Annotated in this window: 32 protein-coding genes; all 32 read left to right on the top strand. The window is 41.2% G+C overall.

What is annotated here, in order from left to right; genetic code table 11:
• Positions 1-110 precede the first annotated feature (110 nt).
• The 32 genes from nrdD to rpsK all read left to right on the top strand — a co-directional run bounded on the left by nrdD (position 111) and on the right by rpsK (position 17,668).
• Positions 111-2,318, top strand: coding sequence for an anaerobic ribonucleoside-triphosphate reductase (gene nrdD / locus N8N51_RS00830; protein WP_049546964.1), 2,208 nt, complete (start codon positions 111-113; stop codon positions 2,316-2,318).
• Between the two features lie 11 nt (positions 2,319-2,329).
• On the top strand, positions 2,330-2,470 hold the full coding sequence (locus N8N51_RS00825; protein WP_049546949.1) for a hypothetical protein: 141 nt from the start codon (positions 2,330-2,332) through the stop codon (positions 2,468-2,470).
• Between the two features lie 43 nt (positions 2,471-2,513).
• Complete coding sequence (locus N8N51_RS00820; protein ID WP_049546950.1) at positions 2,514-3,020, top strand: GNAT family N-acetyltransferase; 507 nt, start codon at positions 2,514-2,516, stop codon at positions 3,018-3,020.
• Complete coding sequence (gene nrdG / locus N8N51_RS00815) at positions 3,013-3,603, top strand: anaerobic ribonucleoside-triphosphate reductase activating protein (RefSeq protein ID WP_001064217.1); 591 nt, start codon at positions 3,013-3,015, stop codon at positions 3,601-3,603. Before N8N51_RS00820 ends, nrdG begins: the two co-directional genes overlap by 8 nt.
• Positions 3,600-4,226 (top strand): uridine kinase family protein, encoded by a 627-nt coding sequence (locus N8N51_RS00810; protein ID WP_049546951.1) that lies wholly within the window; start codon positions 3,600-3,602, stop codon positions 4,224-4,226. Before nrdG ends, N8N51_RS00810 begins: the two co-directional genes overlap by 4 nt.
• Before the next feature lie 244 nt (positions 4,227-4,470).
• Positions 4,471-4,779, top strand: a complete 309-nt coding sequence (rpsJ, locus tag N8N51_RS00805; protein ID WP_001284513.1) for a 30S ribosomal protein S10 — start codon at positions 4,471-4,473, stop codon at positions 4,777-4,779.
• Between the two features lie 81 nt (positions 4,780-4,860).
• The gene (rplC, locus tag N8N51_RS00800; RefSeq protein WP_000160197.1) at positions 4,861-5,487 is read left to right on the top strand and encodes a 50S ribosomal protein L3; all 627 of its coding nucleotides are present in this window, start codon (positions 4,861-4,863) and stop codon (positions 5,485-5,487) included.
• Positions 5,488-5,511: 24 nt separating this feature from the next.
• The gene (gene rplD / locus N8N51_RS00795; protein ID WP_000024547.1) at positions 5,512-6,135 is read left to right on the top strand and encodes a 50S ribosomal protein L4; all 624 of its coding nucleotides are present in this window, start codon (positions 5,512-5,514) and stop codon (positions 6,133-6,135) included.
• On the top strand, positions 6,135-6,431 hold the full coding sequence (locus tag N8N51_RS00790) for a 50S ribosomal protein L23 (RefSeq protein WP_001055347.1): 297 nt from the start codon (positions 6,135-6,137) through the stop codon (positions 6,429-6,431). Before rplD ends, N8N51_RS00790 begins: the two co-directional genes overlap by 1 nt.
• Positions 6,432-6,448: 17 nt before the next feature.
• The gene (gene rplB / locus N8N51_RS00785) at positions 6,449-7,282 is read left to right on the top strand and encodes a 50S ribosomal protein L2 (RefSeq protein WP_000512911.1); all 834 of its coding nucleotides are present in this window, start codon (positions 6,449-6,451) and stop codon (positions 7,280-7,282) included.
• 103 nt (positions 7,283-7,385) lie between these two features.
• On the top strand, positions 7,386-7,667 hold the full coding sequence (gene rpsS, locus N8N51_RS00780) for a 30S ribosomal protein S19 (protein ID WP_000533766.1): 282 nt from the start codon (positions 7,386-7,388) through the stop codon (positions 7,665-7,667).
• A gap of 11 nt (positions 7,668-7,678) precedes the next feature.
• Positions 7,679-8,023: a 50S ribosomal protein L22 gene (gene rplV / locus N8N51_RS00775; protein WP_000818137.1), complete on the top strand. Its 345-nt coding sequence runs from the start codon at positions 7,679-7,681 to the stop codon at positions 8,021-8,023.
• Between the two features lie 12 nt (positions 8,024-8,035).
• Entirely contained in the window at positions 8,036-8,689 is a 654-nt protein-coding gene (rpsC, locus tag N8N51_RS00770) for a 30S ribosomal protein S3 (RefSeq protein WP_000529936.1), read from the top strand.
• A gap of 3 nt (positions 8,690-8,692) precedes the next feature.
• The gene (gene rplP, locus N8N51_RS00765; RefSeq protein WP_000960946.1) at positions 8,693-9,106 is read left to right on the top strand and encodes a 50S ribosomal protein L16; all 414 of its coding nucleotides are present in this window, start codon (positions 8,693-8,695) and stop codon (positions 9,104-9,106) included.
• A gap of 9 nt (positions 9,107-9,115) precedes the next feature.
• Positions 9,116-9,322, top strand: coding sequence for a 50S ribosomal protein L29 (rpmC, locus tag N8N51_RS00760; RefSeq protein WP_000772918.1), 207 nt, complete (start codon positions 9,116-9,118; stop codon positions 9,320-9,322).
• A 24-nt stretch (positions 9,323-9,346) separates the two neighbouring features.
• Positions 9,347-9,607, top strand: a complete 261-nt coding sequence (rpsQ, locus tag N8N51_RS00755) for a 30S ribosomal protein S17 (protein ID WP_000440801.1) — start codon at positions 9,347-9,349, stop codon at positions 9,605-9,607.
• 25 nt (positions 9,608-9,632) lie between these two features.
• Complete coding sequence (gene rplN, locus N8N51_RS00750; RefSeq protein WP_000616545.1) at positions 9,633-10,001, top strand: 50S ribosomal protein L14; 369 nt, start codon at positions 9,633-9,635, stop codon at positions 9,999-10,001.
• Positions 10,002-10,079: 78 nt separating this feature from the next.
• A complete protein-coding gene (gene rplX / locus N8N51_RS00745) occupies positions 10,080-10,385 on the top strand; it encodes a 50S ribosomal protein L24 (RefSeq protein ID WP_000497691.1) in 306 nt (101 codons plus the stop codon).
• Positions 10,386-10,408: 23 nt separating this feature from the next.
• Positions 10,409-10,951: a 50S ribosomal protein L5 gene (rplE, locus tag N8N51_RS00740; RefSeq protein WP_000013542.1), complete on the top strand. Its 543-nt coding sequence runs from the start codon at positions 10,409-10,411 to the stop codon at positions 10,949-10,951.
• A 17-nt stretch (positions 10,952-10,968) separates the two neighbouring features.
• Positions 10,969-11,154, top strand: coding sequence for a type Z 30S ribosomal protein S14 (locus tag N8N51_RS00735; protein ID WP_001085697.1), 186 nt, complete (start codon positions 10,969-10,971; stop codon positions 11,152-11,154).
• A gap of 284 nt (positions 11,155-11,438) precedes the next feature.
• Positions 11,439-11,837, top strand: a complete 399-nt coding sequence (gene rpsH, locus N8N51_RS00730; RefSeq protein ID WP_000245504.1) for a 30S ribosomal protein S8 — start codon at positions 11,439-11,441, stop codon at positions 11,835-11,837.
• A gap of 189 nt (positions 11,838-12,026) precedes the next feature.
• Positions 12,027-12,563, top strand: a complete 537-nt coding sequence (rplF, locus tag N8N51_RS00725; RefSeq protein ID WP_000086626.1) for a 50S ribosomal protein L6 — start codon at positions 12,027-12,029, stop codon at positions 12,561-12,563.
• Positions 12,564-12,646: 83 nt separating this feature from the next.
• Positions 12,647-13,003 (top strand): 50S ribosomal protein L18, encoded by a 357-nt coding sequence (rplR, locus tag N8N51_RS00720; protein WP_000624044.1) that lies wholly within the window; start codon positions 12,647-12,649, stop codon positions 13,001-13,003.
• 17 nt (positions 13,004-13,020) lie between these two features.
• On the top strand, positions 13,021-13,515 hold the full coding sequence (rpsE, locus tag N8N51_RS00715; protein WP_000874202.1) for a 30S ribosomal protein S5: 495 nt from the start codon (positions 13,021-13,023) through the stop codon (positions 13,513-13,515).
• Between the two features lie 13 nt (positions 13,516-13,528).
• A complete protein-coding gene (gene rpmD, locus N8N51_RS00710; protein ID WP_000057241.1) occupies positions 13,529-13,711 on the top strand; it encodes a 50S ribosomal protein L30 in 183 nt (60 codons plus the stop codon).
• A 144-nt stretch (positions 13,712-13,855) separates the two neighbouring features.
• On the top strand, positions 13,856-14,296 hold the full coding sequence (gene rplO / locus N8N51_RS00705; protein WP_000766087.1) for a 50S ribosomal protein L15: 441 nt from the start codon (positions 13,856-13,858) through the stop codon (positions 14,294-14,296).
• A 12-nt stretch (positions 14,297-14,308) separates the two neighbouring features.
• Positions 14,309-15,619: a preprotein translocase subunit SecY gene (secY, locus tag N8N51_RS00700; protein ID WP_000465403.1), complete on the top strand. Its 1,311-nt coding sequence runs from the start codon at positions 14,309-14,311 to the stop codon at positions 15,617-15,619.
• Between the two features lie 150 nt (positions 15,620-15,769).
• On the top strand, positions 15,770-16,408 hold the full coding sequence (locus N8N51_RS00695; protein WP_001050436.1) for an adenylate kinase: 639 nt from the start codon (positions 15,770-15,772) through the stop codon (positions 16,406-16,408).
• A 116-nt stretch (positions 16,409-16,524) separates the two neighbouring features.
• Positions 16,525-16,743: a translation initiation factor IF-1 gene (infA, locus tag N8N51_RS00690; RefSeq protein ID WP_001029883.1), complete on the top strand. Its 219-nt coding sequence runs from the start codon at positions 16,525-16,527 to the stop codon at positions 16,741-16,743.
• A gap of 24 nt (positions 16,744-16,767) precedes the next feature.
• The gene (gene rpmJ, locus N8N51_RS00685) at positions 16,768-16,884 is read left to right on the top strand and encodes a 50S ribosomal protein L36 (protein ID WP_001808836.1); all 117 of its coding nucleotides are present in this window, start codon (positions 16,768-16,770) and stop codon (positions 16,882-16,884) included.
• A gap of 17 nt (positions 16,885-16,901) precedes the next feature.
• Positions 16,902-17,267 carry a 30S ribosomal protein S13 gene (gene rpsM / locus N8N51_RS00680; RefSeq protein WP_000090781.1) on the top strand — a complete coding sequence of 122 codons (366 nt, stop codon included), beginning with the start codon at positions 16,902-16,904 and terminating at the stop codon, positions 17,265-17,267.
• Positions 17,268-17,284: 17 nt separating this feature from the next.
• A complete protein-coding gene (rpsK, locus tag N8N51_RS00675) occupies positions 17,285-17,668 on the top strand; it encodes a 30S ribosomal protein S11 (RefSeq protein WP_001118385.1) in 384 nt (127 codons plus the stop codon).
• The last annotated feature ends 31 nt before the right edge of the window (positions 17,669-17,699 follow it).

Below are 17,699 nucleotides of genomic sequence, written 5' to 3'. Positions count from 1 at the left end.
TATCTTGTGTATTTTTAAAAATTTTAGGATTTTTAACACAAGATATTGATTTTTCTTTTTAGAGTGGTATAATACTTTTTAGAAAGAACATTTTAGAAAAGAGCATGCATATGATTGCACTAGAAGAAAAAATTACAATTTTGCCAACTCTCTTCGTTGAAAAACGAGATGGGAGACGTGTTGTATTTGATGTGGACAAGATTGACAAGGCTCTCCACAAGGCGGCTGACAAGGTTATGGATGTGACACCCCTGGTCGAAAAACGCCTCAATGCTCTGACCGAGCGAATTGTCACAGAAATTCATAGTCGCTTTCCACAGGGGGTTAAGATTTACGAAATTCAAAATATCGTAGAACATGAACTCCTTGAAGCCAAAGAATATGCGCTAGCTGAGGAGTATATTACTTATCGGACACAAAGGGATTTTGAGCGTTCAAAAGCGACAGATATCAACTTTAGCATCCATAAACTTCTCAACAAAGACCAGGCCGTTGTCAATGAAAATGCTAATAAAGACAGCGATGTCTTTAATACCCAGCGTGATTTGACGGCGGGGATTGTTGGGAAATCAATCGGACTGCAAATGCTCCCTAAGCACGTAGCCAATGCCCACCAAAAGGGGGATATCCACTATCATGATTTGGATTATAGCCCCTACACACCTATGACTAACTGCTGTTTGATTGATTTTAAAGGTATGTTGGAGAATGGCTTTAAGATTGGAAATGCAGAGGTAGAAAGTCCCAAGTCTATCCAGACTGCGACAGCTCAGATTTCTCAAATTATCGCCAACGTTGCTTCTAGCCAGTACGGTGGCTGTTCAGCTGACCGTATCGATGAAGTTTTGGCGCCTTATGCAGAGAAGAATTACCAAAAACACCTCAAGGATGCGGAAGAATGGGTCTTACCTGACAAACGGGAAGATTACGCTTGGAAGAAAACCCAAAAAGATATCTATGATGCCATGCAATCTCTCGAGTATGAAATCAATACTCTCTTCACTTCAAATGGGCAAACACCTTTTACTTCACTAGGTTTTGGTCTGGGAACCAATCGTTTTGAGCGTGAAATTCAAAAAGCTATCTTGAACATCCGAATCAAGGGACTTGGTTCAGAACACCGCACAGCTATCTTCCCTAAACTTATCTTCACGCTTAAAAGAGGACTCAACTTAGAAGAAGGGACTCCCAACTACGACATTAAGCAGTTGGCTCTTGAGTGTGCAACCAAGCGGATGTACCCAGATGTCTTGTCTTATGATAAGATTATCGAATTGACAGGTTCCTTCAAGGTTCCGATGGGATGTCGTTCATTCCTTCAAGGATGGAAGGATGAAAATGGAGTTGAAGTTAACTCTGGCCGTATGAATCTAGGGGTGGTGACGGTCAATCTTCCTCGTATTGCCCTTGAGTCTGAAGGTGATATGAATAAGTTCTGGGAAATCTTTAACGAGCGGATGAACATTGCAGAAGATGCTCTAGTTTATCGTGTCGAACGGACCAAGGAAGCAACACCAGCAAATGCTCCTATCCTTTATCAATACGGTGCTTTTGGTCATCGTCTAGGTAAAGAAGAAAGCGTTGACCAGCTCTTTAAGAATCGTCGTGCGACAGTTTCACTAGGCTATATCGGTTTGTACGAAGTAGCGACAGTTTTCTTTGGTAACAGCTGGGAAAGTAATCCAGATGCTAAGGAATTCACGCTAGACATCATTCGCGATATGAAACGCCGTGTAGAAGAGTGGTCAGATCAATATGGCTATCATTTCTCTATCTACTCAACACCATCTGAAAGTTTGACAGACCGTTTTTGTCGACTAGATACAGACAAGTTTGGCTCTATTCCTGATATTACAGATAAGGAATACTACACCAACTCTTTCCACTACGATGTTCGTAAAAATCCAACACCGTTTGAAAAATTGGATTTTGAGAAAGTCTATCCAGAAGCAGGTGCGTCGGGTGGTTTCATCCATTATTGTGAGTATCCAGTCCTTCAGCAAAATCCAAAGGCCTTGGAAGCTGTCTGGGACTATGCCTATGACCGTGTGGGCTATCTTGGGACCAATACACCAATTGACCGTTGCTACAAGTGTGACTTTGAAGGGGATTTTGAACCAACTGAGAGAGGATTTGCTTGTCCTAACTGTGGCAATAGCGACCCTAAAACAGTAGACGTTGTTAAACGGACTTGTGGCTATTTAGGTAATCCTCAAGCGAGACCGATGGTCAATGGGCGTCACAAGGAAATCGCAGCGCGTGTCAAACACATGAATGGTTCAACGATTAAAATAGCTGGCCATCAAGTAACAAATTAGAAAGAACTGAAATGGGAAAATATCAATTAGATGATAAGGGACGTGCACAAGTGACCCGTTATCACGAGAAACACTCTAAAGGTGGAGCTGGTAAGAAAGAACACTTGCTCAACCTCAGAGAACAATTTTTAAATAAGAATAAGAAGAAATAAAAGTGAGAGTCAGCTCTCGCTTTTCTCTTAGTGGGAGGTAAGGATGGAATTACGCAGACCAAGTTTAGCAGATAAAGAAACAGTTTTAGAGATGATGGAAGAGTTTGAAAAATATCAGTCGCCTCACGACGGTGGTTTCTGGGATACAGAAAATTTTTCTTATGAGGAATGGTTGGAAAGTAATCAGAATCAGGAAATGGGGATTAATTTGACTGAAGGATGGGTTCCCGCAATTCAGTTAGTAGCTTTTTCTGTGAAAGGTAAAGCAATTGGATTTCTTAATCTCCGGTTGCGCCTCAGTAACTTTTTACTAGAAGAAGGTGGCCACATTGGCTACTCCATTCGTCCATCAGAAAGAGGCAAGGGTTATGCTAAGGAAACTCTCCGTCAGGGCTTGCAAGTTGCTAAGGAAAAGAATATCAAGAAAGCTCTGGTGACCTGTAGCGTGAATAATCCTGCTAGCAGAGCAGTCATTTTAGCAAATGGTGGGCTCCTTGAGGATGTTCGTGATGGTGTAGAGCGTTATTGGATAGAGGTAGCGAATGAATAATCCAAAACCACAAGAATGGAAAAGCGAGGAACTCAGTCAAGGGCGTATCATTGACTACAAGGCTTTTAACTTTGTGGATGGAGAAGGTGTGCGGAATTCCCTCTATGTATCAGGCTGCATGTTTCACTGTGAGGGGTGCTATAATGTAGCTACCTGGTCCTTCAATGCTGGCATTCCCTATACAGCAGAATTAGAAGAACAGATCATGGCAGACCTTGCCCAGCCCTATGTTCAAGGATTGACCTTGCTGGGAGGGGAACCTTTTCTCAATACTGGCATTCTTTTGCCACTCGTGAAGCGTATTCGGAAAGAATTGCCAGATAAGGATATCTGGTCCTGGACGGGCTATACATGGGAAGAAATGATGTTGGAAACTCCAGATAAACTGGAACTATTGTCGTTAATTGACATCCTTGTCGATGGACGGTATGACCGAACTAAGAGAAATCTCATGCTCCAGTTTCGAGGTTCGTCCAATCAACGCATCATCGATGTGCAAAAATCACTCAAAAGTGGGCAAGTAGTGATTTGGGACAAGCTCAATGATGGAAAAGAAAGCTATGAACAGGTGAAGAGAGAGTGAAGAAAAAAGACTTAATAGAAGAACTGGTCTCAGAAATAAAAGCAGGAAAAGTCAAGACACTGGGAATATACGGTCATGGTGCTTCAGGTAAATCGACCTTTGCAGAGGAATTGTACCAAGCTTTAGATTCTACTACAGTAAATTTGCTAGAAACAGATCCTTATATCACCTCTGGACGCCATCTGGTAGTACCAAAGGACGCGCCGAATCAAAAGGTGACAGCCTGTCTTCCAGTGGCGCATGAACTGACGAGTTTGCAGCGAGATATTCTGGCCTTACAGGCGGGTATGGATATCTTAACAATTGAAGAACCTTGGAAGGCTAGTGAGGTCTTGTCTGGAGCAAAACCAATTCTGATTGTCGAAGGGATGTCTGTTGGCTTTTTACCCAAAGAACTCTTTGACAAAACTATCTGTTTCTACACGGATGAGGACACCGAATTAAAGTGGCGCCTAGCTCGAGATACGACTGTGAGAAATCGTGATGCATCCTTTATATTGGCTAGTCATCAGATGAGACGGGAGCAGTATCTGCAATACTATAAAGAAACTGAGTCTAAGGCGGATATCTTAGTGGACCAATCAGAAGGCAAACTTGAGCTCAAGAGAACTCAATTTATATAGAAGAAAATCCCTAATTCTAGAAAGAAAAAATAGGAAAACATTTTCATGTTAAAAATTTTAAAAAACAGCAACAAATCCCTTGCAATCGCAGGGGCTTTGTGTTATTCTATTATGGTGCTGTAAATTACAGCCTTAGCTTTGATGCAAGAGGTTGCGACACGCTCGGTTGCATTGCCACGCAACACCGCGTCGGTTTTCTTGTGGAGCTAGCCTATTATCTTAAATAGACGAAAAGGAGAAAAAGATGGCAAACAAAAAAATCCGTATCCGTTTGAAAGCTTACGAACACCGTACGCTTGACACAGCGGCTGCAAAAATCGTAGAATCAGCTACTCGTACAGGTGCACAAGTTGCGGGTCCAATCCCACTTCCAACTGAACGTAGCCTCTACACAATCATTCGTGCGACTCACAAATACAAAGACTCTCGCGAACAATTTGAAATGCGTACACACAAACGTTTGATCGATATCGTTAACCCAACTCAAAAAACAGTTGATGCTTTGATGAAATTGGATCTTCCAAGTGGTGTAAACGTAGAAATCAAACTTTAATCTAAAGCTTGATATCTTGAGCATAAAAAACGCTCGTTAAAAACTTTTTGAATAAAAATATAGAAAAGGAACTATTTTCTCATGACAAAAGGAATCTTAGGGAAAAAAGTGGGAATGACTCAAATCTTCACTGAAGCTGGCGAATTGATCCCTGTAACAGTTATTGAAGCAACTCCAAACGTTGTTCTTCAAGTTAAAACTGTTGAAACAGACGGATACAACGCTATCCAAGTTGGTTTTGATGACAAACGCGAAGTATTGAGCAACAAACCTGCTAAAGGACATGTAGCGAAAGCTAACACGGCTCCTAAGCGCTTCATTCGTGAATTCAAAAACGTTGAAGGCTTGGAAGTTGGTGCTGAAATCACAGTTGAAACATTCGCAGCTGGAGACGTTGTTGACGTAACTGGTACTTCTAAAGGTAAAGGTTTCCAAGGTGTTATCAAGCGCCACGGACAATCACGTGGACCAATGGCTCACGGTTCTCGTTACCACCGTCGTCCAGGTTCTATGGGACCTGTTGCACCTAACCGCGTATTCAAAGGTAAAAACCTTGCAGGACGTATGGGTGGTGACCGTGTAACAATTCAAAACCTTGAAGTTGTACAAGTTGTTCCAGAAAAGAACGTTATCCTTATCAAAGGTAACGTACCAGGTGCTAAGAAATCTCTTATCACTATCAAATCAGCAGTTAAAGCTGGTAAATAATAAGGAAAGGGGAATACAGTCAAAATGGCAAATGTAACATTATTCGACCAAACTGGTAAACAAGCGGGCGAAGTTGTTCTTAACGATGCAATCTTTGGTATCGAACCAAATGAATCTGTTGTGTTTGATGTGATCATCAGCCAACGTGCTAGCCTTCGTCAAGGAACTCACGCAGTTAAAAACCGCTCAGCTGTTTCAGGTGGCGGACGCAAACCATGGCGTCAAAAAGGAACTGGACGTGCTCGTCAAGGTTCTATCCGCTCTCCACAATGGCGTGGTGGTGGAATCGTCTTCGGACCAACTCCACGTAGCTATGCGTACAAACTTCCTCAAAAAGTTCGTCGCCTTGCGCTTAAATCTGTTTACTCAGAAAAAGTTGCTGAAAATAAATTTGTAGCCGTTGATTCTCTTGAATTTACAGCTCCAAAAACTGCTGAATTTGCAAAAGTTCTTGCAGCTTTGAGCATCGATTCTAAAGTCCTTGTTATTCTTGAAGAAGGAAACGAATTCGCAGCTCTCTCAGCTCGTAACCTTCCAAACGTGAAAGTTGCGACTGCTACAACTGCAAGTGTTCTTGACATCGCAAATAGTGACAAACTTCTTGTTACTCAAGCAGCTATCTCTAAAATCGAGGAGGTTCTTGCATAATGAATTTGTATGATGTTATCAAAAAACCTGTAATCACTGAAAGCTCAATGGCTCAACTTGAAGCAGGAAAATATGTATTTGAAGTTGACACTCGTGCACACAAACTTTTGATTAAGCAAGCTGTTGAAGCTGCTTTCGAAGGTGTTAAAGTTGCAAATGTTAACACAATCAACGTAAAACCAAAAGCTAAACGTGTTGGACGTTACACTGGTTTTACTAACAAAACTAAAAAAGCTATCATCACACTTACAGCTGATTCAAAAGCAATCGAGTTGTTTGCTGCTGAAGCTGAATAATCTAAGGAGGAAATATCGTGGGAATTCGTGTTTATAAACCAACAACAAACGGTCGCCGTAATATGACTTCTTTGGATTTCGCTGAAATCACAACAAGCACTCCTGAAAAATCATTGCTTGTTGCATTGAAGAGCAAGGCTGGTCGTAACAACAACGGTCGTATCACAGTTCGTCACCAAGGTGGTGGACACAAACGTTTCTACCGTTTGGTTGACTTCAAACGTAACAAAGACAACGTTGAAGCAGTTGTTAAAACAATTGAGTACGATCCAAACCGTTCTGCAAACATCGCTCTTGTACACTACACTGACGGTGTGAAAGCGTACATCATCGCTCCAAAAGGTCTTGAAGTTGGTCAACGTATCGTTTCAGGTCCAGAAGCAGATATCAAAGTCGGAAACGCTCTTCCACTTGCTAACATTCCAGTTGGTACTTTGATCCACAACATCGAGTTGAAACCAGGTCGTGGTGGTGAATTGGTACGTGCTGCTGGAGCATCTGCTCAAGTATTGGGTTCTGAAGGTAAATACGTTCTTGTTCGTCTTCAATCAGGTGAAGTTCGTATGATTCTTGGAACTTGTCGTGCTACAGTTGGTGTTGTCGGAAACGAACAACATGGACTTGTAAACCTTGGTAAAGCAGGACGTAGCCGTTGGAAAGGTATCCGCCCAACAGTTCGTGGTTCTGTAATGAACCCTAACGATCACCCACACGGTGGTGGTGAAGGTAAAGCACCAGTTGGTCGTAAAGCACCATCTACTCCATGGGGCAAACCTGCTCTTGGTCTTAAAACTCGTAACAAGAAAGCGAAATCTGACAAACTTATCGTTCGTCGTCGCAACGAGAAATAATATTAAACTAGTCGCTTAAGCAACTAGTAAATCCGCCAGCTCGGTAGCGCTGCTTGTGAGCGCAAGCCGCTGTGGTACAACATTTAAAGGAGAAAATATAAAAATGGGACGCAGTCTTAAAAAAGGACCTTTCGTCGATGAGCATTTGATGAAAAAAGTTGAAGCTCAAGCTAACGACGAAAAGAAAAAAGTTATTAAAACTTGGTCACGTCGTTCAACGATCTTCCCAAGTTTCATTGGTTACACTATCGCAGTTTATGACGGACGTAAACACGTACCTGTTTACATCCAAGAAGACATGGTAGGTCACAAACTTGGTGAATTTGCACCAACTCGTACTTACAAAGGTCACGCTGCAGACGACAAGAAAACACGTAGAAAATAAGGAGAACATAAATGGCAGAAATTACTTCAGCTAAAGCAATGGCTCGTACAGTACGTGTTTCACCTCGTAAATCACGTCTTGTTCTTGATAACATCCGTGGTAAAAGCGTAGCCGATGCAATCGCAATCTTGACATTCACTCCAAACAAAGCTGCTGAAATCATCTTGAAAGTTTTGAACTCAGCTGTAGCTAACGCTGAAAACAACTTTGGTTTGGATAAAGCTAACTTGGTAGTATCTGAAGCATTCGCAAACGAAGGACCAACTATGAAACGTTTCCGTCCACGTGCGAAAGGTTCAGCTTCACCAATCAACAAACGTACAGCTCACATCACTGTAGCTGTTGCAGAAAAATAAGGAGGTAAAATCGTGGGTCAAAAAGTACATCCAATTGGTATGCGTGTCGGCATCATCCGTGATTGGGATGCCAAATGGTATGCTGAAAAAGAATACGCGGATTACCTTCATGAAGATCTTGCAATCCGTAAATTCGTTCAAAAAGAACTTGCTGACGCAGCAGTTTCAACTATCGAAATCGAACGCGCAGTAAACAAAGTTAACGTTTCACTTCACACTGCTAAACCAGGTATGGTTATCGGTAAAGGTGGTGCTAACGTTGATGCACTCCGTGCGAAACTTAACAAATTGACTGGAAAACAAGTACACATCAACATCATCGAAATCAAACAACCTGATTTGGATGCTCACCTTGTAGGTGAAGGAATTGCTCGTCAATTGGAGCAACGTGTTGCTTTCCGTCGTGCACAAAAACAAGCAATCCAACGTGCAATGCGTGCTGGAGCTAAAGGAATCAAAACTCAAGTATCAGGTCGTTTGAACGGTGCAGATATCGCCCGTGCTGAAGGATACTCTGAAGGAACTGTTCCACTTCACACACTTCGTGCAGATATCGATTACGCTTGGGAAGAAGCAGATACTACATACGGTAAACTTGGTGTTAAAGTATGGATCTACCGTGGTGAAGTTCTTCCAGCTCGCAAAAACACTAAAGGAGGTAAATAACCAATGTTAGTACCTAAACGTGTTAAACACCGTCGTGAATTCCGTGGAAAAATGCGCGGTGAAGCAAAAGGTGGAAAAGAAGTAGCATTCGGTGAATACGGTCTTCAAGCTACAACTAGCCACTGGATCACTAACCGCCAAATCGAAGCTGCTCGTATCGCCATGACTCGTTACATGAAACGTGGTGGTAAAGTTTGGATTAAAATCTTCCCACACAAATCATACACTGCTAAAGCTATCGGTGTGCGTATGGGATCTGGTAAAGGGGCACCTGAAGGTTGGGTAGCACCAGTTAAACGTGGTAAAGTGATGTTCGAAATCGCTGGTGTATCTGAAGAGATCGCTCGCGAAGCGCTTCGTCTTGCTAGCCACAAATTGCCAGTTAAATGTAAATTCGTAAAACGTGAAGCAGAATAAGGAGAAGGCATGAAACTTAATGAAGTAAAAGAATTTGTTAAAGAACTTCGTGGTCTTTCTCAAGAAGAACTCGCGAAGCGCGAAAACGAATTGAAAAAAGAATTGTTTGAACTTCGTTTCCAAGCTGCTACTGGTCAATTGGAACAAACAGCTCGCTTGAAAGAAGTTAAAAAACAAATCGCTCGTATCAAAACAGTTCAATCTGAAGCGAAATAATAGACTAGGGAAGGAGAAATTTCAATGGAACGCAATAATCGTAAAGTTCTTGTTGGACGTGTTGTATCTGACAAAATGGACAAGACAATCACAGTTGTAGTTGAAACAAAACGTAACCACCCAGTCTATGGTAAACGTATTAACTACTCTAAAAAATACAAAGCTCATGATGAAAACAATGTTGCCAAAGAAGGCGATATCGTACGTATCATGGAAACTCGCCCGCTTTCAGCTACAAAACGTTTCCGTCTTGTAGAAGTTGTTGAAGAAGCGGTCATCATCTAATCAAACCTGAAAGGAGAAAACTGAAATGATTCAAACAGAAACTCGTTTGAAAGTCGCAGACAACAGCGGTGCTCGCGAAATCTTGACTATCAAAGTTCTTGGTGGTTCAGGACGTAAATTTGCAAACATCGGTGATGTTATCGTGGCATCTGTAAAACAAGCTACTCCTGGTGGTGCGGTTAAAAAAGGTGACGTTGTTAAAGCAGTTATCGTTCGTACTAAATCAGGTGCTCGTCGTGCTGATGGTTCATACATCAAATTTGACGAAAACGCAGCAGTTATCATCCGTGAAGACAAAACTCCTCGCGGAACACGTATCTTTGGCCCAGTTGCACGTGAATTGCGTGAAGGTGGCTTCATGAAGATCGTGTCACTTGCTCCAGAAGTACTTTAATTTTTAGAAACAAACTAGTCCCCTGGATTTACCTCCAGGGTGCCCTTATGGGCGTAAGAAAAATCAAGGAGAAACCTAATGTTTGTAAAAAAAGGCGACAAAGTTCGCGTAATCGCTGGTAAAGATAAGGGAACAGAAGCTGTTGTCCTTACTGCCCTTCCAAAAGTAAACAAAGTTATCGTTGAAGGTGTTAACATCGTTAAGAAACACCAACGTCCAACTAACGAGCTTCCTCAAGGTGGTATCATCGAGAAAGAAGCAGCTATCCACGTATCAAACGTTCAAGTTTTGGACAAAAATGGTGTAGCTGGTCGTGTTGGTTACAAATTTGTAGACGGTAAAAAAGTTCGCTACAACAAAAAATCAGGCGAAGTGCTTGATTAATCACGAAGGAAAGGAGAAGTATAATGGCAAATCGTTTAAAAGAAAAATATCTTAATGAAGTAGTTCCTGCTTTGACAGAACAATTCAACTACTCATCAGTGATGGCTGTGCCTAAAGTAGATAAGATCGTTTTGAACATGGGTGTTGGTGAAGCTGTATCAAACGCTAAAAGCCTTGAAAAAGCTGCTGAAGAATTGGCACTTATCTCAGGTCAAAAACCACTTATCACTAAAGCTAAAAAATCAATCGCCGGCTTCCGTCTTCGTGAAGGTGTTGCGATCGGTGCAAAAGTTACCCTTCGTGGTGAACGTATGTACGAATTCTTGGATAAATTGGTTTCAGTTTCACTTCCACGTGTACGTGACTTCCACGGTGTTCCAACAAAATCATTTGATGGACGCGGAAACTACACACTTGGTGTGAAGGAACAATTGATCTTCCCAGAAATCAACTTCGATGACGTTGACAAAACTCGTGGTCTTGACATCGTTATCGTAACAACTGCTAACACTGACGAAGAGTCACGTGCATTGCTTACAGGCCTTGGAATGCCTTTTGCAAAATAATATAGGAGGTAAATCTAATGGCTAAAAAATCAATGATTGCTAAGAACAAACGTCCAGCGAAGTTCTCTACTCAAGCTTATACTCGTTGTGAAAAATGTGGTCGTCCACATTCAGTTTACCGCAAATTTAAACTTTGCCGTGTTTGCTTCCGTGAATTAGCTTACAAAGGACAAATCCCTGGTGTAACAAAAGCATCTTGGTAATTTAAGATATCAAGAGCGTCAAAACTCTAAGTGAAAATAGGAAACTTGACGAAGAAACTGAAGTTTCTAGGAAAGTTTATCTTTTTCACACAGAGTTTAGCCCGGGTTCAGTTGGGCTTGCCAATTTGAACACGAGCTACAGCTTTGGCAAAAAAGACCAATTTTCTTTGGAGCATCGCTCCTGAATCAAATTGCCTATTTTTGCTCTTGCTGTTACGCTCTTTGTATCATGTATTAACTAGCAAGTGCAACTTGCAAACTACTAGTAAGAGGAGAAAAACAAAATGGTTATGACTGACCCAATCGCAGACTTCCTAACTCGTATTCGTAACGCTAACCAAGCTAAACACGAAGTACTTGAAGTACCTGCATCAAACATCAAAAAAGGTATTGCTGAAATCCTTAAACGCGAAGGTTTTGTAAAAAACGTTGAAATCATCGAAGATGACAAACAAGGCATCATCCGTGTATTCCTTAAATACGGACCAAACGGTGAAAAAGTTATCACTAACTTGAAACGTGTTTCTAAACCAGGACTTCGTGTCTACAAAAAACGTGAAGACCTTCCAAAAGTTCTTAACGGACTTGGAATTGCTATCCTTTCAACTTCTGAAGGTTTGCTTACTGATAAAGAAGCACGCCAAAAGAATGTTGGTGGAGAAGTTATCGCTTACGTTTGGTAATATTTAGCTCCCAATTTCTTTGTGACTCTTCGTTATCATCTCTTGCCTAACGCAAAGTTATGCCTGCGAGACGATGCCTAGATTCACTTTGAAATTGAAACCTAAATGTTCCTTTAAATCGAGAAATCGATTTAGCCCCCGTGAAAACTGGCCGTTCTGGCCTGACAATTTAACAGGAGAATTAAAAACATGTCACGTATTGGTAATAAAGTTATCGTGTTGCCTGCTGGTGTTGAAATCACTAACAATGACAACGTTGTAACTGTAAAAGGACCTAAAGGAGAACTTACTCGTGAGTTCTCAAAAGATATTGAAATCCGTGTGGAAGGTACTGAAGTAACTCTTCACCGTCCAAACGATTCAAAAGAAATGAAAACTATCCACGGAACTACTCGTGCCCTTTTGAACAACATGGTTGTTGGTGTATCAGAAGGATTCAAGAAAGAACTTGAAATGCGCGGGGTTGGTTACCGTGCACAACTTCAAGGATCTAAACTTGTTTTGGCTGTTGGTAAATCTCATCCAGACGAAGTTGAAGCTCCAGAAGGAATTACTTTTGAACTTCCAAACCCAACAACAATCGTTGTTAGCGGAATTTCAAAAGAAGTAGTTGGTCAAACAGCTGCTTACGTACGTAGCCTTCGTTCACCAGAACCATATAAAGGTAAAGGTATCCGTTACGTTGGTGAATTCGTTCGTCGTAAAGAAGGTAAAACAGGTAAATAATGTTGAGTGGTTGATTCTCAACCACCAACCTATTTTCCAACTTTGTGCATAGCACACGATTTAAAACTAAAGAGGTGAAAACTGTGATTTCAAAACCAGATAAAAACAAACTCCGCCAAAAACGCCACCGTCGCGTTCGCGGAAAACTCTCTGGAACTGCTGATCGCCCACGTTTGAACGTATTCCGTTCTAATACAGGCATCTACGCTCAAGTGATTGATGACGTAGCGGGTGTAACGCTCGCAAGTGCTTCAACTCTTGATAAAGAAGTTTCAAAAGGAACTAAAACTGAACAAGCCGTTGCTGTCGGTAAACTCGTTGCAGAACGTGCAAACGCTAAAGGTATTTCAGAAGTGGTGTTCGACCGCGGTGGATATCTATATCACGGACGTGTGAAAGCTTTGGCTGATGCAGCTCGTGAAAACGGATTGAAATTCTAATAGGAGGACACTAGAAAATGGCATTTAAAGACAATGCAGTTGAATTAGAAGAACGCGTAGTTGCTGTCAACCGTGTTACAAAAGTTGTTAAAGGTGGACGTCGTCTTCGTTTCGCAGCTCTTGTTGTTGTTGGTGACCACAACGGTCGCGTAGGATTTGGTACTGGTAAAGCTCAAGAAGTTCCAGAAGCAATCCGTAAAGCAGTAGATGATGCTAAGAAAAACTTGATCGAAGTTCCTATGGTTGGAACAACAATCCCACACGAAGTTCTTTCAGAATTCGGTGGAGCTAAAGTATTGTTGAAACCTGCTGTAGAAGGTTCTGGAGTTGCCGCTGGTGGTGCAGTTCGTGCCGTTGTGGAATTGGCAGGTGTGGCAGATATTACATCTAAATCACTTGGTTCTAACACTCCAATCAACATTGTTCGTGCAACTGTTGAAGGTTTGAAACAATTGAAACGCGCTGAAGAAGTTGCTGCCCTTCGTGGTATTTCAGTTTCTGATTTGGCATAAGAAAGGGGATAAAATGGCTCAAATTAAAATTACTTTGACTAAGTCTCCAATCGGACGCATTCCATCACAACGTAAAACTGTTGTAGCACTTGGACTTGGCAAATTGAACAGCTCTGTTATTAAAGAAGATAACGCTGCTATCCGTGGTATGATCACAGCAGTATCTCACTTGGTAACAGTTGAAGAAGTAAACTAATGAATTTTTAGGGGATGTGCACTATACCATCCCCTAAAACTAGATATAGTCATCTATGATGACGTCGTATAGGCGAGTTGATGGGGGAGACAACCTTTTCTCCCTTATCGGCGCTAGCATTTTACAAAAGAGGAGAAAATAAAAATGAAACTTCATGAATTGAAACCTGCAGAAGGTTCTCGTAAAGTACGTAACCGCGTTGGCCGTGGTACTTCATCAGGTAACGGTAAAACATCTGGTCGTGGTCAAAAAGGTCAAAAAGCTCGTAGCGGTGGCGGAGTTCGCCTTGGTTTTGAAGGTGGACAAACTCCATTGTTCCGTCGTCTTCCAAAACGTGGATTCACTAACATCAACGCTAAAGAATACGCAATTGTGAACCTTGACCAATTGAACGTCTTTGAAGATGGTGCTGAAGTTACTCCAGTTGTTCTTATCGAAGCAGGAATTGTTAAAGCTGAAAAATCAGGTATTAAAATTCTTGGTAACGGTGAGTTGACTAAGAAATTGACTGTGAAAGCAGCTAAATTCTCTAAATCAGCTGAAGAAGCTATCACTGCTAAAGGTGGTTCAGTAGAAGTCATCTAAGAGAGGTGACCTATGTTTTTTAAATTATTAAGAGAAGCTCTTAAAGTCAAGCAGGTTCGATCAAAAATTTTATTTACAATTTTTATCGTTTTGGTCTTTCGTATCGGAACTAGCATTACAGTTCCTGGTGTGAATGCCAATAGCTTGAATGCTTTAAGTGGATTATCCTTCTTAAACATGTTGAGCTTGGTGTCAGGAAATGCCATGAAAAACTTCTCAGTTTTTGCTCTTGGTGTTAGCCCCTACATTACGGCCTCTATCGTTGTCCAACTCTTGCAAATGGATATTTTACCCAAATTTGTAGAGTGGGGTAAACAAGGGGAAGTAGGTCGAAGAAAATTAAATCAAGCTACTCGTTATATTGCTCTAGTTCTCGCTTTTGTGCAATCTATCGGGATTACAGCTGGTTTTAATACTTTGGCTGGAGCTCAATTGTTGAAAACAGCTCTTACACCACAAGTCTTTATCATGATTGGTATCATCTTAACAGCTGGTAGTATGATTGTGACTTGGTTGGGAGAGCAAATTACAGATAAGGGATACGGAAATGGTGTTTCTATGATTATCTTTGCCGGGATTGTTGCATCAATTCCAGAGATGATTCAGGGCATCTATGTAGACTACTTTGTGAACGTCCCAAGTAGCCGTATCAACTCATCTATCATTTTCGTAATCATTTTGATTATTACTGTATTGTTGATCATTTATTTTACAACTTATGTTCAACAAGCAGAATACAAAATTCCAATCCAATATACTAAGGTTGCACAAGGTGCTCCATCTAGCTCTTACCTTCCTTTGAAGGTAAACCCTGCTGGAGTTATCCCTGTTATCTTTGCAAGTTCGATTACTGCAGCGCCTGCGGCTATTCTTCAGTTTTTGAGCGCTACAGGTCATGATTGGGCTTGGGTAAGAACAGCACAAGAAATGCTGGCAACAACTTCACCAACTGGTATTGCTATGTATGCTTTATTGATTATTCTCTTTACATTCTTCTATACGTTTGTACAGATTAATCCTGAAAAAGCGGCAGAAAACCTACAAAAGAGCGGTGCCTATATCCACGGAGTTCGTCCTGGTAAAGGTACAGAAGAATATATGTCTAAACTTCTTCGTCGTCTTGCAACTGTTGGTTCTCTCTTCCTTGGTGTGATTTCTATTTTACCGATTGTAGCAAAAGATGTTTTCGGACTTTCAGAAGCAGTTGCTTTTGGAGGAACCAGTCTTTTGATCATTATCTCTACAGGTATTGAAGGAATCAAACAATTGGAAGGCTACCTATTGAAACGTAAGTATGTTGGTTTCATGGACAGAACAGAATAAAAGTATTTACGGAATCAGTAAATGCTGAGGGAGTGGAGGTTTAAACTCTGACATTTGTGAGAGTTTGGTCTCCCCTCTTCTATTTTGTTTTTAAATAGGGGTGAAAAGATTTTTTGCTTCTATTTAAAAATAAAATAAGGAGATCAAATCATGAATCTTTTGATTATGGGCTTACCTGGTGCAGGTAAGGGAACTCAAGCAGCAAAAATCGTAGAACAATTCCATGTTGCACATATCTCAACAGGTGATATGTTCCGCGCTGCTATGGCAAATCAAACTGAAATGGGTGTTCTTGCCAAGTCATACATTGACAAGGGTGAATTGGTTCCTGACGAAGTTACAAATGGGATCGTAAAAGAACGTCTTTCACAAGATGATATTAAAGAAACAGGATTCTTGTTGGATGGTTACCCACGTACAATTGAACAAGCTCATGCCTTGGACAAAACATTGGCTGAACTTGGCATTGAACTAGAAGGTGTTATCAATATTGAAGTGAACCCTGACAGCCTCTTGGAACGTTTGAGTGGCCGTATCATCCACCGCGTAACTGGAGAAACTTTCCACAAGGTCTTTAACCCACCAGTTGACTATAAAGAAGAAGATTACTACCAACGTGAAGATGATAAGCCTGAGACAGTAAAACGTCGTTTGGATGTGAATATTGCTCAAGGGGAACCAATCATTGCTCACTACCGTGCCAAAGGTTTGGTTCATGACATCGAAGGTAACCAAGATATCAATGATGTCTTCTCAGATATCGAAAAAGTATTGACAAATTTGAAATAAAGCGTTTTTCACACTTGCAAAAATCCGCTACAAATGTTATACTGAAATAGTCTGACTTATAATTGTTGTCTCTGTGTCTAGAGGCATCGAATCGAAATTTATGGAGGTGCTTTTGCGTGGCAAAAGACGATGTGATTGAAGTTGAAGGCAAAGTAGTTGATACAATGCCGAATGCAATGTTTACGGTTGAACTTGAAAATGGACATCAGATTTTAGCAACAGTTTCTGGTAAAATTCGTAAAAACTATATTCGTATTTTAGCGGGAGATCGTGTTACTGTCGAAATGAGTCCATATGACTTGACACGTGGACGTATCACTTACCGCTTTAAATAATCGAAAAACTTGGAGGGATAAGAAATGAAAGTAAGACCATCGGTCAAACCAATTTGCGAATACTGTAAAGTTATTCGTCGTAATGGTCGTGTTATGGTAATTTGCCCAGCAAATCCAAAACACAAACAACGTCAAGGATAAGATAGAAAGGAGAAAACATGGCTCGTATTGCTGGAGTTGACATTCCAAATGACAAACGCGTAGTAATCTCATTGACTTATGTTTATGGTATCGGACTTGCAACATCTAAGAAAATTTTGGCTGCTGCTGGAATTTCAGAAGATGTTCGTGTACGTGATCTTACATCAGATCAAGAAGATGCTATCCGTCGTGAAGTGGATGCAATCAAAGTTGAAGGTGACCTTCGTCGTGAAGTAAACTTGAACATCAAACGTTTGATGGAAATCGGTTCATACCGTGGTATCCGTCACCGTCGTGGACTTCCTGTCCGTGGACAAAACACTAAAAACAACGCTCGCACTCGTAAAGGTAAAGCTGTTGCGATTGCTGGTAAGAAAAAATAATATAGGAGGTAAAAGTCTTGGCTAAACCAACACGTAAACGTCGTGTGAAAAAGAATATCGAATCTGGTATTGCTCATATTCACGCTACATTTAATAACACTATTGTTATGATTACTGATGTGCATGGTAATGCAATTGCTTGGTCATCAGCTGGTGCTCTTGGTTTCAAAGGTTCTCGTAAATCTACACCATTCGCTGCTCAAATGGCTTCTGAAGCTGCTGCTAAATCTGCACAAGAACACGGTCTTAAATCAGTTGAAGTTACTGTAAAAGGTCCAGGTTCTGGTCGTGAGTCAGCTATTCGTGCGCTTGCTGCCGCTGGTCTTGAAGTAACAGCAATTCGTGATGTGACTCCAGTGCCACACAATGGTGCTCGTCCTCCAAAACGTCGCCGTGTATAATCATCGCATTACACTGCTTTTCGTTTAAGAG

Source organism: Streptococcus mitis (assembly GCF_946188685.1).
Taxonomy (GTDB): Bacteria; Bacillota; Bacilli; order Lactobacillales; family Streptococcaceae; genus Streptococcus; species Streptococcus mitis_CC.
The sequence above is the reverse complement of the archived record's forward strand: the minus strand, read 5'-3'. Positions and strand labels throughout refer to the sequence as shown.

Bases quoted from the DNA above. Each gene is read 5' to 3' on its own strand.
- N8N51_RS00695 (WP_001050436.1), top strand. From the start codon at position 15,770: ATGAATCTTTTGATTATGGGCTTACCTGGTGCAGGTAAGGGAACTCAA.
- rplD (WP_000024547.1), top strand. From the start codon at position 5,512: ATGGCAAATGTAACATTATTCGACCAAACTGGTAAACAAGCGGGCGAA.
- N8N51_RS00820 (WP_049546950.1), top strand. From the start codon at position 2,514: ATGGAATTACGCAGACCAAGTTTAGCAGATAAAGAAACAGTTTTAGAG.
- rpsE (WP_000874202.1), top strand. From the start codon at position 13,021: ATGGCATTTAAAGACAATGCAGTTGAATTAGAAGAACGCGTAGTTGCT.
- N8N51_RS00735 (WP_001085697.1), top strand. From the start codon at position 10,969: ATGGCTAAAAAATCAATGATTGCTAAGAACAAACGTCCAGCGAAGTTC.
- rplF (WP_000086626.1), top strand. From the start codon at position 12,027: ATGTCACGTATTGGTAATAAAGTTATCGTGTTGCCTGCTGGTGTTGAA.
- rpsJ (WP_001284513.1), top strand. From the start codon at position 4,471: ATGGCAAACAAAAAAATCCGTATCCGTTTGAAAGCTTACGAACACCGT.
- N8N51_RS00825 (WP_049546949.1), top strand. From the start codon at position 2,330: ATGGGAAAATATCAATTAGATGATAAGGGACGTGCACAAGTGACCCGT.
- rpsS (WP_000533766.1), top strand. From the start codon at position 7,386: ATGGGACGCAGTCTTAAAAAAGGACCTTTCGTCGATGAGCATTTGATG.
- secY (WP_000465403.1), top strand. From the start codon at position 14,309: ATGTTTTTTAAATTATTAAGAGAAGCTCTTAAAGTCAAGCAGGTTCGA.
- rplE (WP_000013542.1), top strand. From the start codon at position 10,409: ATGGCAAATCGTTTAAAAGAAAAATATCTTAATGAAGTAGTTCCTGCT.
- rpmC (WP_000772918.1), top strand. From the start codon at position 9,116: ATGAAACTTAATGAAGTAAAAGAATTTGTTAAAGAACTTCGTGGTCTT.
- rplO (WP_000766087.1), top strand. From the start codon at position 13,856: ATGAAACTTCATGAATTGAAACCTGCAGAAGGTTCTCGTAAAGTACGT.
- rplP (WP_000960946.1), top strand. From the start codon at position 8,693: ATGTTAGTACCTAAACGTGTTAAACACCGTCGTGAATTCCGTGGAAAA.
- rplC (WP_000160197.1), top strand. From the start codon at position 4,861: ATGACAAAAGGAATCTTAGGGAAAAAAGTGGGAATGACTCAAATCTTC.
- rpsM (WP_000090781.1), top strand. From the start codon at position 16,902: ATGGCTCGTATTGCTGGAGTTGACATTCCAAATGACAAACGCGTAGTA.
- rplV (WP_000818137.1), top strand. From the start codon at position 7,679: ATGGCAGAAATTACTTCAGCTAAAGCAATGGCTCGTACAGTACGTGTT.
- nrdG (WP_001064217.1), top strand. From the start codon at position 3,013: ATGAATAATCCAAAACCACAAGAATGGAAAAGCGAGGAACTCAGTCAA.
- rplN (WP_000616545.1), top strand. From the start codon at position 9,633: ATGATTCAAACAGAAACTCGTTTGAAAGTCGCAGACAACAGCGGTGCT.
- rplX (WP_000497691.1), top strand. From the start codon at position 10,080: ATGTTTGTAAAAAAAGGCGACAAAGTTCGCGTAATCGCTGGTAAAGAT.
- rpsH (WP_000245504.1), top strand. From the start codon at position 11,439: ATGGTTATGACTGACCCAATCGCAGACTTCCTAACTCGTATTCGTAAC.
- rpmD (WP_000057241.1), top strand. From the start codon at position 13,529: ATGGCTCAAATTAAAATTACTTTGACTAAGTCTCCAATCGGACGCATT.
- rpsQ (WP_000440801.1), top strand. From the start codon at position 9,347: ATGGAACGCAATAATCGTAAAGTTCTTGTTGGACGTGTTGTATCTGAC.
- rpmJ (WP_001808836.1), top strand. From the start codon at position 16,768: ATGAAAGTAAGACCATCGGTCAAACCAATTTGCGAATACTGTAAAGTT.
- nrdD (WP_049546964.1), top strand. From the start codon at position 111: ATGATTGCACTAGAAGAAAAAATTACAATTTTGCCAACTCTCTTCGTT.
- N8N51_RS00790 (WP_001055347.1), top strand. From the start codon at position 6,135: ATGAATTTGTATGATGTTATCAAAAAACCTGTAATCACTGAAAGCTCA.